Source organism: Commensalibacter melissae, from assembly GCF_003691365.1.
Lineage (GTDB): Bacteria > Pseudomonadota > Alphaproteobacteria > Acetobacterales > Acetobacteraceae > Commensalibacter > Commensalibacter melissae.
Genome location: NZ_CP033087.1, coordinates 325,231 through 340,312, shown reverse-complemented (window position 1 = coordinate 340,312; position 15,082 = coordinate 325,231). Strand labels below are relative to the sequence as shown.

Below are 15,082 nucleotides of genomic sequence, written 5' to 3'. Positions count from 1 at the left end.
TTAAATGAGATGAAATCATGAATAATAATTTATCATCTATCGTGAAAAAATCAGCAAGAAAAAGATTTTGTCTAACTGTCAGGCAATTCGCGATAATGACAATGGTCTATATGGATGGAATTGAGGACAGTACGGGGTACTATGCAAACGATCTCAATCTATCAAGAGCGGATGTTTGCAAGGCACTCAATCGCCTGGAAGAAATACATCTTGTAAAACGTGAAAAACATTTATGCGACGATAGAAAAATAAAGGTTACAAAAACCGATACCGGTATCCAGTACATGAAAAATATTGGTGCCATTCATTAATATAAAAGATCAAACAAAATCACAAACAGAAAACAGGTTAACCCCATGATTTGACAGGAAAGTTAATAAAATGGTTATGAATGTAGATTTATCATATTGCGTTGCTATATGTAACAGACATTTTTATTTTTGTATTGATTATTTTTATGATGATAAACAATCAAACAAAGATAATTTGACAAAATTTTTGGAAAATTTTTCTAATAAAGAACTGTATTTGGGACTTTGTGAGGAATTTCCTGAAGAAAAAGAAGAATTAAAGGAAATACAGGATGATAGGGACGCTCTGATAGATTTTATCATGAATAAAATTGATAAAAAAATGAGCGACATATAAATAAATTTCTTTAATTCATAAAAGATCAAACAAGACAAAATATACTGCCGATACAATGAACGATAGAGAAGAAAACAAGATAACCAGATTTCAAAAAGAGTATGACAAACTTCTAAAAAAATACAATCTTGGTCATGTAATCAATCCAATCATCGGTTTCGACCTTATCGCCCTCATGGCCAACTTCAGTGAAAGAGAGGTGAGAAGACGGGCGAAGGACAGCGATTTCCCGCCAATCTATCAAATGTCATATAAAAACAAGGGTTGCAAATTGCATGACGTGCAGCAATGGATAGACAACCATAAGATATGATGGAATTTTACCGTACAGCAACCAGCTCATCCGCATTCCTCAAATCCCTGGTGATTATATCAGCCCATTCCTGCATCAATATTTTTCTACGGTCAAAATGTGTTGTCCTGTTATAAGCTCCCTCAACCTGATTTGGATTGACATGTGCAAGTGCGAGATCAATGACAAACCTGTCCTGTGGGAACCGTTCGTTCATGATCGTGGAAAACAGGGTGCGAAAACCGTGCGGTACATGCCTTTGATAATAGCCTGCCCTGTTAATTAGATATCCCAGGGCGTTTTCACTCATTGCCTTTGAAGAATGCCGATAATTGGGGAATACATATTCAAGATGGCAACTGAACTGTCTGACAAGTTTGATTACCTCCACAGCCTGACGTGACAATGGAACAAGATGTTCCCGCTTTTTAGACTTTTCCCCTTTCATGCGTTCTTTCGGAATACGCCATACAGGATTTTCACCTTCAAGATTTTCAAATTCATACCATCGTGTAAATCTCAATTCCGATGACCTGACCGCTGTCAGTATCAGAAAACGCATCGCCAGTTTCGTAACCGGATAGGCAGGTATTTTGTCAATCTGGTTTATCATGCCCACCGCTTCATCAAAATTGATAATGGCCGGTTGTTTCCCCCTGGTTATCGGCAATAGGGCCGGCCCAATGATAGAAGCCGGATTGTCCTTGCATATTCCGCTCGCAATGGCATGAACGAAAATCCCGTCCAGTCTCTGGCGAATGCGGTGGGCTGTCTCTATAGCCCCCCTTTTCTCGATATCATGCAGATTTTTCAGAATAATTTGCGGAGTCAATTCTGTAATGGGTATGCCACCCAAATAGGGAAAAACATCCCTTTCAAGACTGCGGATGACACCCGTCGCGTGTTTTTTTGACCAAAGCGATTTTTTTGTGTCCCACCATTTCCTTGCCACAACCTCCAGGGTATTTTCATAATTTGATATGGAAAGCTCTTTTTTCAACAGTTTGTCTGTATTTGGATTTCGTCCCTCACGAATGCCGTTCCTCACATCAAGTGCTGCTGATCTTGCATCGGCAAGGGACATGGATGGATAATGCCCGATTACGATCATGGATTCTTTACTGTTGAATTTATAACGAACCCGCCATGATTTTGTCCCTGATCTTGATACATTCAGATAAAGGCCATTCCCGTCATTCAGGCGATATGGTTTGTCTTTTTTCCTGGCGGAATTAACCCTTGAATCTGTCAACACGATTTGTACCCACTTTCCTTGAATTTGTACCCACTTTTGTACCCACTTTCTATCGCATAGTCTGTCATGAACTGGCAAGAATATGATAGATAAATATGTATTTTTTTGGGAAAAACAAGGGATTTGTCAGGAATTGGCAACATCTGGCATATTCAAATGGTGTCCGCGGCGGGATTCGAACCCACGGCCCCAGGATTCATCTCACCACGATTTTCATCGCCATTGATTGTGAAATTGACAATCAATGTTTGTAAGCTGGACTGTCTCTTTACCGTAGAAATATTTCCGTAGGTACCACCCGTACAGTCTCTACACCTTTCTGTTAAATTCAAAACAGACTTGGCTCGGGATTGGCATGATCCTTCTTGATCGAAGCGTTCCCCGAATTAGAGTGGATTCACCTTACCGTTTCCAAATAAGATGCCCAATATTTAGGAATCCTGTGCTCTATCCTGCTGAGCTACGCAGACACTATGCCTCTTTTACCCTGTCTTTATAAATTTGAAAAGAGTTCCTTTAAATTCATTACCATTTTTTTATCCTTAACCATCTGGGCAATCACCAACATAAACTGTCGACATAATGTTTCACCCGGCACAGCAGTTTGTTTGCTTAAAAGTTCCAGATACTGAACTTGTCTGGCAAGATCCAATAATCGTTCTTTATTCCAATAGGTCATTGCCCTTTGAAAATCATTGACACGCTTGAAAAAAATTGGTGGATTTAATTTTCCCATTGCAGATTTCAGGGGCAATCCATCTTCTTCCATCATGATCCTAACCTGCATCATACGATCATTTAAATATAAAAGTCCACGAATAAGCGCAATCAAGGTAATCCCTTCCTTAAGTCCCCGATTTAACGTACGATCTGCAACAATTGTTTGCCCTGTCATAACCGCATATAAAATATCCTCTACAGAATATTCATTACTATCCCCCAAGACCTTTTCAACAGCTTCAATTGTAATTTCTGCCTCATCTCCAACAAAAAGTAATAGTTTTTCTATCTCATTACGAATAAGAATTCGATCTCCACCTAACATTGCCAATAAATATCGGAATGCATCCGGGGAAATCCTCTTTTTCCCCAATAGTGAATGAACAGTTTCTTCCAGTGAGCGCCCAGTCTCTGCATAACACGCAATTGCCGCCATTAATGGATGTTTTTCAGCCAAGATCCGCAAGGGAGAACGAGTGGAAAGACTGCCCGCTTCAATAACAATCACTGAATCAAAATGAGATAAATTTTCTTTGTTCAAATAAGAAGCACAAAAAATTTCAAGTTTTTTAGCTAAATTATCCGATGCATCTCTTACCCATACAGCACGTTGCCCACCCATCAAAGATAAGGCTGTCGCCTCTTCAACCAAACGGTCATGATTTTCCTTATCCAAAACAGCAACAAGAAAAGGATCGTTCAAACTATTGGCAATTTTTTTTACCAAGCGGCTGGCACGTTCTCGTACCAATCCTGTATTTTCTCCATAAATCAGATATACACGAAATTGATTGATATCTTGAAAAATACTTGTAATTTTTCGTGCATCGATTTTCATGAAATATTGATACCCTTATTTCATCTTTTATCCATTACTTATCTGAAGGCATTTCATCTTCTGTCATGTTATCCATTCCAACAGGAATCATGGTATTTCGACCGGTAGCCATTGCTGGCATTCCATCACTTCCCGCTGATTGAGTCTGTGCTCCGCTTGTTCCAGGCATCATGCTTGGTAACATATACTGCGCCTTGGGTGTATTTGGAACTTTACTTGTTTCTTGAAAAGAATCATTATGCCTGAACCAGACAGCAACTTGTTGCGTAACTTCATTCGCCAAATTCTGAGCAACACGAGTTTGCGCGGTTTCATCATTCAACGTCTGAGCAAAATATTGTTCAAAAGTAATATTATAACCATCCATTGTCTGCGCATCACCCTGTGCCAAAATGACTGGATTAACAGATATGGTTTTCAATATCCAATGCGCATTCCCGGTCATTCTTGCCCGACCCGAAGAATTGTCATAATGAATATCAATCGCTTCTTCACTTAAAGACGGGGTTACATCCAACTCATATGTTTTTGGATCTTCAGGCCCATCCCCTGCCATATTCTGTTGTAAAAACTGCCGAATTTGCTGACCAAAACGATCATTCAAAACAGGAATATAAACTTTTTTCAATTCCTTATTGGTATCCAATGTAGCCGTTTTTTTATAGACAGGATGAAAACCACATCCTGCCAATAAAATTGCAAACCCCAAGGAAACACTGGATTTTTTAAGGAATATAGTTAATGATTTCATCAGTTTACCACAAAATTAACGATTTTATTAGGCACATAAATTGTCTTTAAAACCGTTTTTCCTTCCAAAAATTTAGAAACTGTTTTCTCCCGCTGTGACAATTGGATTATCTTTTCTTTTTCCATATCCGGAGCAACCTCAATCGTTCCCCGTAACTTGCCCTTTATTTGCACAGCAATAACCACTTTTGTCGCGGTTAACAAAGCTTCATCCGCTTTAGGCCATTCACTTTCAGCCAACAATTTGTGATCCTCAAAAAGATGAGACATCATTTCTTCCGCCATATGCGGAATTAACGGACTGGAAAGTCGACTTAACATCATGGCAGCTTCACGACGAGCAAAATCCATTCCCGGATCACCCGATTTTTTTTCTGCATCAGCCAAAGCATTGGTTAATTCGCGCAATCTTGCAATCGCAACATTCATTGCAAAATTATCCAATGATTCTGTTACCGCAACAATGGTGCGGTGGGTCAAGCGTCGCAATTGATCCGCATTTTCCGAAAATGTATCAGGTAAAACAACCAGCACTGGAACCTGTTGTGATACTGTTAAAACCAAACGGTATAAACGTTGCAGGTAACGGGAAGTGGCCATTACCCCTTCCTCTGTCCATTCCATGTCCCTTTCGGGAGGATTATCTGACAATATGAACCAACGTGCCGTATCAGCACCAAAACGTTCAATAATTGCAGATGGTGGAATCGTGTTTTTCTTGGACTTTGACATTTTTTCAACACGACCAATCTTAACAGTTTCGCCGGTATCACGTAAAACAGCTTTATTCCCTGTTTTTTTTACTTGGTCAGGAAAAATCCACTCGCCTTGTGCATCTTGATAACTTTCATGCATCACCATACCCTGAGTAAATAAAGCTTTAAAAGGCTCATCAACACTCACATATCCCATTTGTTTCATGGCTCGTGTAAAGAAACGCGCATATAGCAAATGTAATATCGCATGCTCAATTCCGCCAATATACTGATCTACCGGCATCCAACGATGAACAGCCTCCTTTTCTGTCGGGGTTTCGGCATGAGGTGCTGTAAATCGTGCAAAATACCAGGAACTATCTACAAATGTATCGCATGTATCGGTTTCTCTCTGGGCAGCTCCATGACAATGGGGACATTCAACATGTTTCCAGCTTGGATGATTATCCAACGGATTTCCGGATAAAGAGAAATCAACATCCTCTGGTAACTGAACCGGCAACTGGCCTTCTGGAACAGGGACTATTCCGCATTTTGGACAATGAATAACAGGTATTGGACAGCCCCAATAACGCTGACGGGAAATGCCCCAATCCCTTAAACGCCAGTTCACCACTTTTTCACCAATGCCCAATTTTTCCAATTCCGCTATTGCCACATCCTTGGCTTTGACTGTTGGCAATCCATCCAAGAATTCAGAATTTACAGCAATTCCCTGATCTGTATATGCAGTCTCGGTAACCTTAAAAGTTTCAGAGGTTTCTCCTTTCGGAACAACAACTGTCTTGAAATCAATTTTATATTTGCGTGCAAAATCCAAATCCCGCTGATCACCACAGGGACAGGCAAATATTGCACCCGTTCCATAGTCCATCAATACGAAATTGGCAATCCAGATTGGAAATTCCTGATCAGGCATAAAAGGGTGCCGAATTTTCAGGCCAGTATCGACCCCTCTTTTTTCAGCTTTCTCAATCGCCTCTTCTGAAGTGCCCAACTGATGACATTCAGCTATGAAATCAGCCACTTCGCGATTTGTCTTTGCCAATTTAGCCGCCATCGGGTGATCAGGTGAAATAGCAACGAATGCCATACCAAACAGGGTATCCGGACGGGTTGTAAATATTTCTAAAACGTTCAAACTAGATTCAAAATCTGCTGGCAAATTCAGAACCTCAAAACGCACTTTTGCCCCTTCGGATCTTCCCAGCCACCGCTCTTGCATCGCTTTCACACGATCAGGCCAGTCATTAAGTGTATTCAATCCATCTAATAAAGGCTGTGCAAAATCCGTAATTTTCAAAAACCACTGGAAAAGCTGTTTTTTTACAATTGGAGCTCCAGAACGCCATCCCTTGCCATCAATTACCTGTTCGTTAGCCAACACAGTTTGATCAACAGGATCCCAATTCACCCAACTTTCGCGACGCTCAACCAAGCCTTCTTCCAGCAAGCTTAAAAACAATTTTTGTTGCTGACCATAATATTCGGGCTGACACGTAGCAAATTCTCTGTCCCAGTTTAGGGAGAAGCCCAATCTTTTGAGTTCTTCCCGCATGGCGGCAATATTTTCCATAGTCCATTTAACAGGAGAAACACCATGGCTTTTGGCAGCATTTTCAGCTGGAAGACCAAAAGCATCCCATCCCATAGGATGTAATACACTATAGCCCCTTGCCCGCTTGTATCGAGCGACAACATCCCCCAAAGTATAATTTCTTACATGCCCCATATGCAACTGTCCAGATGGATATGGAAACATTTCCAAGACATAATATTTTGGCAATTCAGAATTAGGTACATTGGGTACATCAAACAAATGACGTTTTGCCCATTGCTGTTGCCAATAAAATTCTACACGTTGAAAATCATACGATGATGGAATGGAATTATTCATGTTAGTCTATCAAATATATTAAATTTACTTAAGTTTATCAGCACGCAACTGACGTGCGCGCACCTGAATTTTACTGGTAAGATCTGAAGCTGTATGAGAGGTTACAGGCGCATCGACCCACTGTCCGTTTTCCTTTATCTGACGATGAACAACAACACTGATCGAATCCGATCTCAACCGTCGGTCAAGTACAGTGCAAACAACTTGAAATCTTTCAGGATTAGATGGAACAGGCTGATACCAATCCGTTATAATGCTTCCCCCCACAGCATCAGCTGAAAGCATGGGCATAAAAGCCAACGTATCCAATGCCGCACGCCATAAATAAGCGTTAACACCACCTGCCAGACTATCATCCCCACCTGTGGCTGAACGATCCACACCAACAAGATGGTTTTCGGGCAAAATCAGATCCCGTTCTTTTTTATGACTGGAACAAGCTACAAGCCCCAGACTTAAAGCACTGACCATTACCAAAGAACGGGAAAAAGAGAATGAAGCAATTAAATTCTTCGTCATGTAGCCTCTCCAATGATTATTAAGGCAGCTTGTGAATTTATTCCTATTCGCATTTTGCCTTTTGTACATCAATAAAACGGAAATATTACAATAATAATAGGTTTTCTTATACAGATTTTTATACGTTTTTTAAATCTTTATTCATAATTTCAATCAACTTTTCCCGGAAAAAAACAACCGTTTAACCGTTTCCTCAATTTCAACTGTTGATAAATCATGTGCTTTGGCAATAGAGCGGCATGTTGTTTTATCAGGAACAACTGAAACAATTTGATTGTTTAACAGTTGTCCCACAATAACTTTTATTTTTCCCCATGGGGTATTAACGTTTTCATCATAATGAATCAAATTTTCATATTTCTCAATACGCCAATGCACATAGGCCGTTTTTAATCTTTGAAATAAGAAACGACGCATCTCATCAGCATGTTCCGGGAGACAGAAAATAACAACCTTATCGGTCATTTGATTAAAGACTGAATAAATTGGCACAGTATAGACAAATTTTGCCCCATTCGCATAAAGATGGGTTTGTAATTCAATTAATGCATCTTGCGATGATTTGGCAAATTCTGCCTCTACAATAACAATTTCCCCAATAACTGATTGTGTATTTTTTCCTTTTGTTGTGGTTCCCACACATAGTCTTAAAAAATTTGGAAGATTATCATATTCCATTCTTCCCCCTCCATACCCTATACGAGAAATCAAGATTGGAGGGCAAGGCTGATAACTGGTCTTTAACGCTTTCAACAATGCGGCACAGGTTGGGGTTAACAATTCCTTTTGTGGACCCGAGGCATAAATAAGAACCTCATTTCCCAAAAGCTCAAGCGTTACAGGGGTTGGAATAGGTAAAAATCCCTTGGAATCTTTTTTGATTCCCGATCCTACATTCAAGGGAGAAACATACCATTGATCTATCTTCAGCCAGACACATGCAACGCAACAAACTGTTACTCCAACAATCGTGTTCAGCGCTTTAATCTCATGAAAACTGATTTCTTCGATTGGCAGACCTGAGATTTTGGCTTGTGCTTCAGCCAAATTCTGAAAAGTTTCCAAAATAAGCTTTTTCGCTTTTACAGGTAGGGACGCATTGGAAATCAAGGCCTGAATTGTTCCCAGCAACTGTTTATTATTGACTTTTTCATCTTGAAAAGAACGCAAGAAATCATGAGAAAAATTCAAGCCATTTTCTGAAATGTCAAAACTAATATAGGCTTTGATCGTTGCAATATTGCTTCGCTTGACATGCATTAATTCTAGGCGTGCGCCTATATCAAGGGCGTCAACTGCATCTTGTAAAATTTGTTCAGGAACACCGGCACTTGCCAAAGCCCCTATAAATCGGCTGCTACTCATACCAGCAAAACAGTCTAAAAAACCGATTCTCACAAATCTACACTTTCTCCAGAATATTTACAGTAATTATTTATAACCTAATTAAAAATTATAACAATTCACTTATTATTCAATAATCCTTTCTGCAACCCCAATTCATTGATTAAAACATTGAACATTAATAAAAAATCAAATACCTCAATCAATAACTAATGTAATATTTGTTGTTTATTGATTTTCATAAAATTATCATAGGCTTCTTTAACAAAGGCAGAACGACGGATCGCCATCATAAACAGATCTTGAACAACCTTACCAAATCCTCTTTCCGGTCTTAAAACCTGAAATAATAAAACAACCCGAGTTTGATTCGTATCATTTTCAACACTATGCCTATAGGTATCATCGAAAAGAATGCATTTATCCTGGACCCAGTATAAACGTTGCGTATCAACATCAATCCAGCATTTTTTTTGATCTATCGGCACAGCGACCCCAAGATGACACGTAAGCAAACCTTTGGTCACACCATAATGCGGGGGGATAACGGCACCCGGTTCAAGAATAGAAAAAAACGCTGAATTTAAATTCGGGATCTTATCTATCAAAGCTGCTGTTTTAGGCATTAACTTACAGTTTTCCATCACCCGTAACCCGTAACCCTGCAAAAAAAAGGATTTCCAACGTTTATCCGCGGCAATTCTAGCATGGTCAGGAGATATATCTCGCAGTGAGGGTGCGTTAACAGATTCATTTTGATACTTCTGAACAAGCTGTTCCCATTCTTTACGAATTATATCTGCATTAGCTTCAATTACAGATATCCATGGTAGAACCGAAATATCATATACAGGTTGATCCGGAATTTCTGAATAACGGGAAAGCACTTTATTAAAATAAGGACGAAGTTTTTTCCCCATTTTGATTATAAAAGGTCTTTTAGGCTTTATAATTTTTTTTTGCATAATTTTACCAAAGTATTATATGGATCTATTACAAAAATTATTTTCAGTAATCTAATATTTTTCCATTTCACAATATGAAAAAACTATGTCTATATTATAATGCGAAAAAAGATTTTGTTTAAACAAAACAGATAATTTCGTATTGAAAATATTTTCAATTATTTTTGAAGCAAATCTTCTAGTACTTTTTTAAATATCTATATAATCTTACGATAATAATTATTTAACGTATTGCTAGATTGATATTCTCTTTTGGTGTCCCGTACGGGATTTGAACCCGTGTTGCTGCCGTGAGAGGGCAGTGTCCTAGGCCTCTAGACGAACGGGACCAGAAACCTTCCATATTTTTCTTTTATCTACGTCATCCTGCTCTAAAAAGCAACCAAAACTCACCAAAAAATCCAAATTAATCACAAAAAAAATAACGACTGCTAAATAGTCCATTTTACAGACCTACAATCGTTATTTGAGTTTAGCATATAAAAATCAAATAAATTGGATTAATTATCTAGTTATCTATTTTTTACCTTGATTTTTTTTCTTTGATAATTCAGAACCTGCTTCGGATTTATCACATTTACTAGCTTTAGGATCCCTTAGCGTTTCGGCAGCTTTATGAGCTTCTTTTTTTGATACTTCATGTTTACTCATAACAATTCTCCTTTAAATGATTGTTATAATTCAATTATATACTATTTTTCTCAATTGTCATTAAAATATCAAAATATTACATTTTTTTATAAAGTGAAACAAAGTATAAAAATCCATACATATATTATTTCTTGTTTTTTTATTTGATAATTGCAATAACTATTCATATTATAAATCCGAATATATGCAAGGTGTTTCATAAAAATTCTTTTTCAATTAACAAACTATTTATCATCAATCCCCGAATCGATAATTTTAACTTCCGCCACCTTTTTTTGTTGATCAATGTCCCAGAAAATCAAACGATCAGGCCCTCCACCTCTCAATGTTATCAATACCATCCTGTCAGACTGACGTGTGACCTTTTCTATCCGTGTCCCTTTAGGTTCTTGCAATATACTGATTGGACGTGTAATTTTTAGTGAATTTTCATAAATCATGACAGAATCGTTTTTCTTATGAGTTATACGACTGATAATTGCGAAAACCAGTATCGTTGTGGCTATTATTATCAGAATTCCCAAAAATACAACTAAAGCTAACAATCCTTTATTTTTTCGTGATAAAGAATTTTTGTTTTCAAGGGATATATTCATTGACATTAAGGTACTTTCTGTATGAATGGTTCAAACACGATCGACTCAACTTTGCTTGTAACTTCAGTTCAAGAAAAATACAATAATTTAAGACTTGATCGATTTTTAAGCAAAACCTATCAAAATTATTCACGATCAAGAATTAAAGCACTCATTGAACAAGGACATTGTAAACGCAATCATGTCCCTGTTAAAAATCCATCAACTCCCATTAAAACAAATGATAAAATTGAATTGCAAATCCCTGAAGTAAAAGAGTATTCATTGATACCTCAGGACATTCCCCTGGAAATTCTATTTGAAGACAATCATCTTATCGTAATCAATAAACCGGCTGGATTAGTTGTACATCCAGCCCCGGGAAATGAAAATGGCACCTTGGTCAATGCTCTTTTGGCGCATTGTGGAGACAGCCTGTCAGGAATAGGAGGAGAAAAACGTCCCGGAATCATTCATCGGCTGGACAAAGACACTTCTGGAGTAATGGTTATCGCAAAATCTGAACAAGCCTTAAGCAAACTATCCGCTGATTTTGCAGATCGAACCATAAACCGGTTATATCATGCCATCTGTTGGGGAATACCAAACCCAAGTCCAGGGTCTATTGAAGGAAATATCGGTCGTGACCCCTATGATCGTAAAAAAATGACAATTGTCAAAAAAGGTGGAAAATATGCCAAAACAAATTATAAAATTCAAAAAATAATAAATCCAGCTGTAAGCTTTATTCAGTGTAAACTTGATACAGGACGCACTCACCAGATTCGTGTGCATTTATCGAAACAAGGTCACCCCTTAATAGGTGATCCCGTATATCTTAAGCGGATTCCCGCCATTGCAAAAATCTTACCCATAGATCAAAGAAATGAACTTCTTGATTTTCCCAGACAGGCCCTGCATGCGACACTTTTAGGATTTAATCATCCCATAAGCAATAAATATCATGAGTTTGAAACATCATTGCCCCAGGATATGGAACGTTTAATAAAGAAAATAACTACGGAAAAATAAAGATATAATAAATCCTTATTTTTCGATTCGAAATAAACACTCTTGTAAAGAAAAAAATAACTTGTTAAAAATTTATTAATAAATTATTAATTATAAAGGTTAAAATTTTGTAAAATACATGTTTTAAACTCTATAAATATTAACCAGTTCAATTTTTATTACCTATAATCGAATTTATCGATGAAAATATACTTTATTTTTATGTTATTTTTTTTGACAGGACTAAATTAGTCTGATATAACAATGTTCGTAAACAAAACAAACTTCATAAAATATAAATGTGGGTCAACTGCATTAATTAAAAATACAATAAAGATCAACAAGACATGTGTTCTGTTTTACGCAGACCATAACATCATAAAGGTACAAATCAATGGTTCCTTCAATGTTAGATATCACGCCAGAAAACAACATTACACAATATATCCAGAATATCCGCAAATTTCCCCTCTTAACAGCTGAAGAGGAATTCACCTATGCGAAACAGTGGAAAGAGGAGGGAAATATCCAGGCTGCACATAAATTGATCAACGCACATTTAAGATTAGTCGTTAAAATAGCCACAACATACAAACGCTATGCCTTGCCCCTGAATGAATTGATAAGTGAGGGAAATATAGGTATGCTTCAAGCCATCCAACGTTTTAATCCAGATCGTGGGTTCCGATTTACAACCTATGCAATTTGGTGGATTAAAGCGGCTATTCAGGAATATATTCTTCACAACTGGTCTTTGGTTAAAATCGGGACAACCGCTGCTCAAAAAAAGCTTTTTTTCAATTTACGTCGCGTTAAAAGCCAGATTAAGGCCTTTAGTGACACTGACCTAACCCCGGAACAATTGGAAACAATTTCGGAGAAACTTGGAGTAACTACATCCGAGATTCAAAGCATGAATCAACGGCTAAGCGCTCAAGATCACAGCCTAAATACCCCTATGGGAAACGACAGTGATTATAACGAATGGCAGAATATGCTGGTTGATGACGCCATTAACCAGGAAGAGAGCTATGCCGAACGTGAAGAACTATCCCAACGTCATAATATTCTACAAAAAGCGATGGAAGGCTTAAAACCCAGAGAACGTGAAATATTAACGGAGCGTAGGTTAAAAGACAAACCTGCAACCTTGGAAGAACTTTCAAAAGTCTATAAAATTTCCAGAGAACGTATCCGTCAGATTGAAACCCGTGCTTTTGAAAAATTGCAAGAAATTATTCAAAAAGCACATGGTTCAGATATTGGATTTAAAAACTCAATAAACCAAGTAGCTATTGCCTAAAAATATAAAACATAACAAGCTGGATTATGTCGTATTTAACCTAGAAGATATCGTAATAATCCAGCTGATCCTATCGCGATAATCAGTGTAACCAAAAAAGAGCATCGAATAGCCGCCGTTACCGTAAAGATTAATGCAATCATATCTGCTATCCGTCCTGTAACAAAATAAGGTGCGATCAAGGAAATCATTACGCATCCAGGAACAATTTCCAATATGTTCTTTAATCGGGGATGATCATATTTACTAAAAACAAGGTATCCACCAATTCGTGTCAGATATGTTACCATACCCATGAATATAATCGTCAGAAAAGCGTGTTCATTAATATAGGTACTAAACATTTTTTGATGCCTGCAGCATGCGATTGGGAACCAGAAAGACAAATATTATTCCGGTTAAAGTACCCGCAATAATATACCATTCCCCAGGCACAAACATATACACTATACAGGCTGTTATAAGGCTACTTGCCCAGATAATGCCTTTTCGCCATCCCAGCCACATACCACGAAGTAAAACAATGAATATGGCTGCAAACGCCATATCAAATCCATAATGCAAAAGATTACCAAATAAAGGCCCCAATAAAATTCCTATCACGGCACTTGTAACCCAGACAAGATACAAAGAAACTCCTACAGTCATATAAAATATATAGCTAAAAGATGGACTAATGACTTTTTTTAACCTGTGATAACAGTCCTGCAATGACAATGCCCAACATTCATCACATAAAAAGAAAAAAGATGGTAAAATCCTTTTTAATGAAAAACGCTTGCAAAACTGTATCATGGTGGCGCCCATTAAAATATGACGGCAATTCACCAGTAAAGTCATCGCAACAATCAATAATAATGGCGGTGTTTTTTGCCATAAATTAATCGCGACAAATTCAGATCCGCCAGCAAAATTTAAACTGCACATTAACCAGAGCTCAAGCGTTGACAATCCATGTATCTTTGCCTGCGCCCCCAATAACAAACCAAAAGGAATGACACTTAACATTAAAGGAAAAGCTGTCTTTAAAGCTCTCAGAATTTCCCTGCGTATATTTGATCCTACGCGTTTTTCTTTATTGGAATCAGATGTTAACCCGTTATTTTTTTTATTGAATATTTGGATAACCATGTGCATCACATTGAATTGGTCAAAATAATATTTGATAATTATCTATTAAGCTGTTAATAAAACAGTTTTTTAAAAATTTTTCTTTTGGAATATATTAAATCTACAACAAATTTCAAAAGACAAAAAAATTTAAAACATACTGTTATTAATTTTACGATCAGATAAATTTGTTTCAAATGATTCTTAGTTACAATCTATCTTTTCGATCATTATATTTAAGCAATAAAATAAAATTATCTATAATATATCCTTAAATCATTTCTTGAACATATATTAAAAGGTGGTTTTTGTTTCTTTTTCATATAAATATTAATTTTCAAATTTTTTTTGAATAAAATTCATTAAAATTTTCTTAATAAGAATCTTTTATTCACAAATAAATATTTATAGAACGAATTAAGAAACATAAAATGAGAATTATAAAAGACCCCTTGTCAGGGGTCACAAAAAGACAATAAATTATCTTA

General features: G+C 37.2%; 17 protein-coding genes and 1 tRNA gene. 5 read left to right on the top strand and 13 right to left on the bottom strand.

The window, feature by feature from the left end:
• The first annotated feature begins 17 nt into the window (after positions 1–17).
• From D9V35_RS01505 to D9V35_RS01495, 3 genes are all read left to right on the top strand, one after another.
• Positions 18–311: a MarR family winged helix-turn-helix transcriptional regulator gene (locus D9V35_RS01505; protein WP_122123003.1), complete on the top strand. Its 294-nt coding sequence runs from the start codon at positions 18–20 to the stop codon at positions 309–311.
• Between the two features lie 70 nt (positions 312–381).
• Complete coding sequence (locus D9V35_RS01500; RefSeq protein ID WP_122123002.1) at positions 382–648, top strand: hypothetical protein; 267 nt, start codon at positions 382–384, stop codon at positions 646–648.
• A gap of 55 nt (positions 649–703) precedes the next feature.
• Positions 704–961, top strand: a complete 258-nt coding sequence (locus D9V35_RS01495) for a hypothetical protein (protein WP_122123001.1) — start codon at positions 704–706, stop codon at positions 959–961.
• Between the two features lie 7 nt (positions 962–968).
• Here D9V35_RS01495 and D9V35_RS01490 read toward each other — a convergent pair whose 3' ends face one another.
• From D9V35_RS01490 to D9V35_RS01450, 11 genes are all read right to left on the bottom strand, one after another.
• Positions 969–2,195 (bottom strand): tyrosine-type recombinase/integrase, encoded by a 1,227-nt coding sequence (locus D9V35_RS01490; protein ID WP_122123000.1) that lies wholly within the window; start codon positions 2,193–2,195, stop codon positions 969–971.
• Positions 2,196–2,347: 152 nt separating this feature from the next.
• Complete coding sequence (locus D9V35_RS09250) at positions 2,348–2,527, bottom strand: hypothetical protein (protein ID WP_155564986.1); 180 nt, start codon at positions 2,525–2,527, stop codon at positions 2,348–2,350.
• A gap of 161 nt (positions 2,528–2,688) precedes the next feature.
• Positions 2,689–3,753: a DNA polymerase III subunit delta gene (gene holA / locus D9V35_RS01485; protein ID WP_122122999.1), complete on the bottom strand. Its 1,065-nt coding sequence runs from the start codon at positions 3,751–3,753 to the stop codon at positions 2,689–2,691.
• A 34-nt stretch (positions 3,754–3,787) separates the two neighbouring features.
• The gene (locus D9V35_RS01480; RefSeq protein WP_122122998.1) at positions 3,788–4,504 is read right to left on the bottom strand and encodes a hypothetical protein; all 717 of its coding nucleotides are present in this window, start codon (positions 4,502–4,504) and stop codon (positions 3,788–3,790) included.
• On the bottom strand, positions 4,504–7,116 hold the full coding sequence (gene leuS / locus D9V35_RS01475) for a leucine--tRNA ligase (RefSeq protein WP_122122997.1): 2,613 nt from the start codon (positions 7,114–7,116) through the stop codon (positions 4,504–4,506). Before leuS ends, D9V35_RS01480 begins: the two co-directional genes overlap by 1 nt.
• A 24-nt stretch (positions 7,117–7,140) precedes the next feature.
• The gene (locus D9V35_RS01470) at positions 7,141–7,635 is read right to left on the bottom strand and encodes a DUF3576 domain-containing protein (RefSeq protein ID WP_110439391.1); all 495 of its coding nucleotides are present in this window, start codon (positions 7,633–7,635) and stop codon (positions 7,141–7,143) included.
• Between the two features lie 153 nt (positions 7,636–7,788).
• The gene (gene larC / locus D9V35_RS01465; RefSeq protein ID WP_110439390.1) at positions 7,789–9,033 is read right to left on the bottom strand and encodes a nickel pincer cofactor biosynthesis protein LarC; all 1,245 of its coding nucleotides are present in this window, start codon (positions 9,031–9,033) and stop codon (positions 7,789–7,791) included.
• A gap of 155 nt (positions 9,034–9,188) precedes the next feature.
• The gene (locus D9V35_RS01460) at positions 9,189–9,944 is read right to left on the bottom strand and encodes an aspartyl/asparaginyl beta-hydroxylase domain-containing protein (RefSeq protein ID WP_110439389.1); all 756 of its coding nucleotides are present in this window, start codon (positions 9,942–9,944) and stop codon (positions 9,189–9,191) included.
• Between the two features lie 253 nt (positions 9,945–10,197).
• Positions 10,198–10,273 (bottom strand) — tRNA-Glu (locus D9V35_RS01455).
• A 187-nt stretch (positions 10,274–10,460) separates the two neighbouring features.
• Positions 10,461–10,595 (bottom strand): hypothetical protein, encoded by a 135-nt coding sequence (locus D9V35_RS09480; protein WP_255412382.1) that lies wholly within the window; start codon positions 10,593–10,595, stop codon positions 10,461–10,463.
• A 224-nt stretch (positions 10,596–10,819) separates the two neighbouring features.
• Positions 10,820–11,191 carry a hypothetical protein gene (locus D9V35_RS01450; RefSeq protein ID WP_162988520.1) on the bottom strand — a complete coding sequence of 124 codons (372 nt, stop codon included), beginning with the start codon at positions 11,189–11,191 and terminating at the stop codon, positions 10,820–10,822.
• 21 nt (positions 11,192–11,212) lie between these two features.
• Between D9V35_RS01450 and D9V35_RS01445 the strand changes: the two genes are divergently transcribed.
• Together D9V35_RS01445 and rpoH are read left to right on the top strand one after the other, a co-directional pair.
• A complete protein-coding gene (locus D9V35_RS01445) occupies positions 11,213–12,202 on the top strand; it encodes an RluA family pseudouridine synthase (RefSeq protein WP_122122995.1) in 990 nt (329 codons plus the stop codon).
• Between the two features lie 373 nt (positions 12,203–12,575).
• Positions 12,576–13,484, top strand: a complete 909-nt coding sequence (gene rpoH, locus D9V35_RS01440) for an RNA polymerase sigma factor RpoH (protein ID WP_122122994.1) — start codon at positions 12,576–12,578, stop codon at positions 13,482–13,484.
• A gap of 35 nt (positions 13,485–13,519) precedes the next feature.
• Here the strand turns inward: rpoH and D9V35_RS01435 are convergent, their stop codons facing one another.
• Both D9V35_RS01435 and D9V35_RS01430 read right to left on the bottom strand, forming a co-directional pair.
• On the bottom strand, positions 13,520–13,828 hold the full coding sequence (locus D9V35_RS01435) for an AzlD family protein (RefSeq protein WP_122122993.1): 309 nt from the start codon (positions 13,826–13,828) through the stop codon (positions 13,520–13,522).
• Positions 13,821–14,615, bottom strand: coding sequence for an AzlC family ABC transporter permease (locus D9V35_RS01430; RefSeq protein WP_122122992.1), 795 nt, complete (start codon positions 14,613–14,615; stop codon positions 13,821–13,823). Before D9V35_RS01430 ends, D9V35_RS01435 begins: the two co-directional genes overlap by 8 nt.
• Positions 14,616–15,082: the final 467 nt, after the last annotated feature.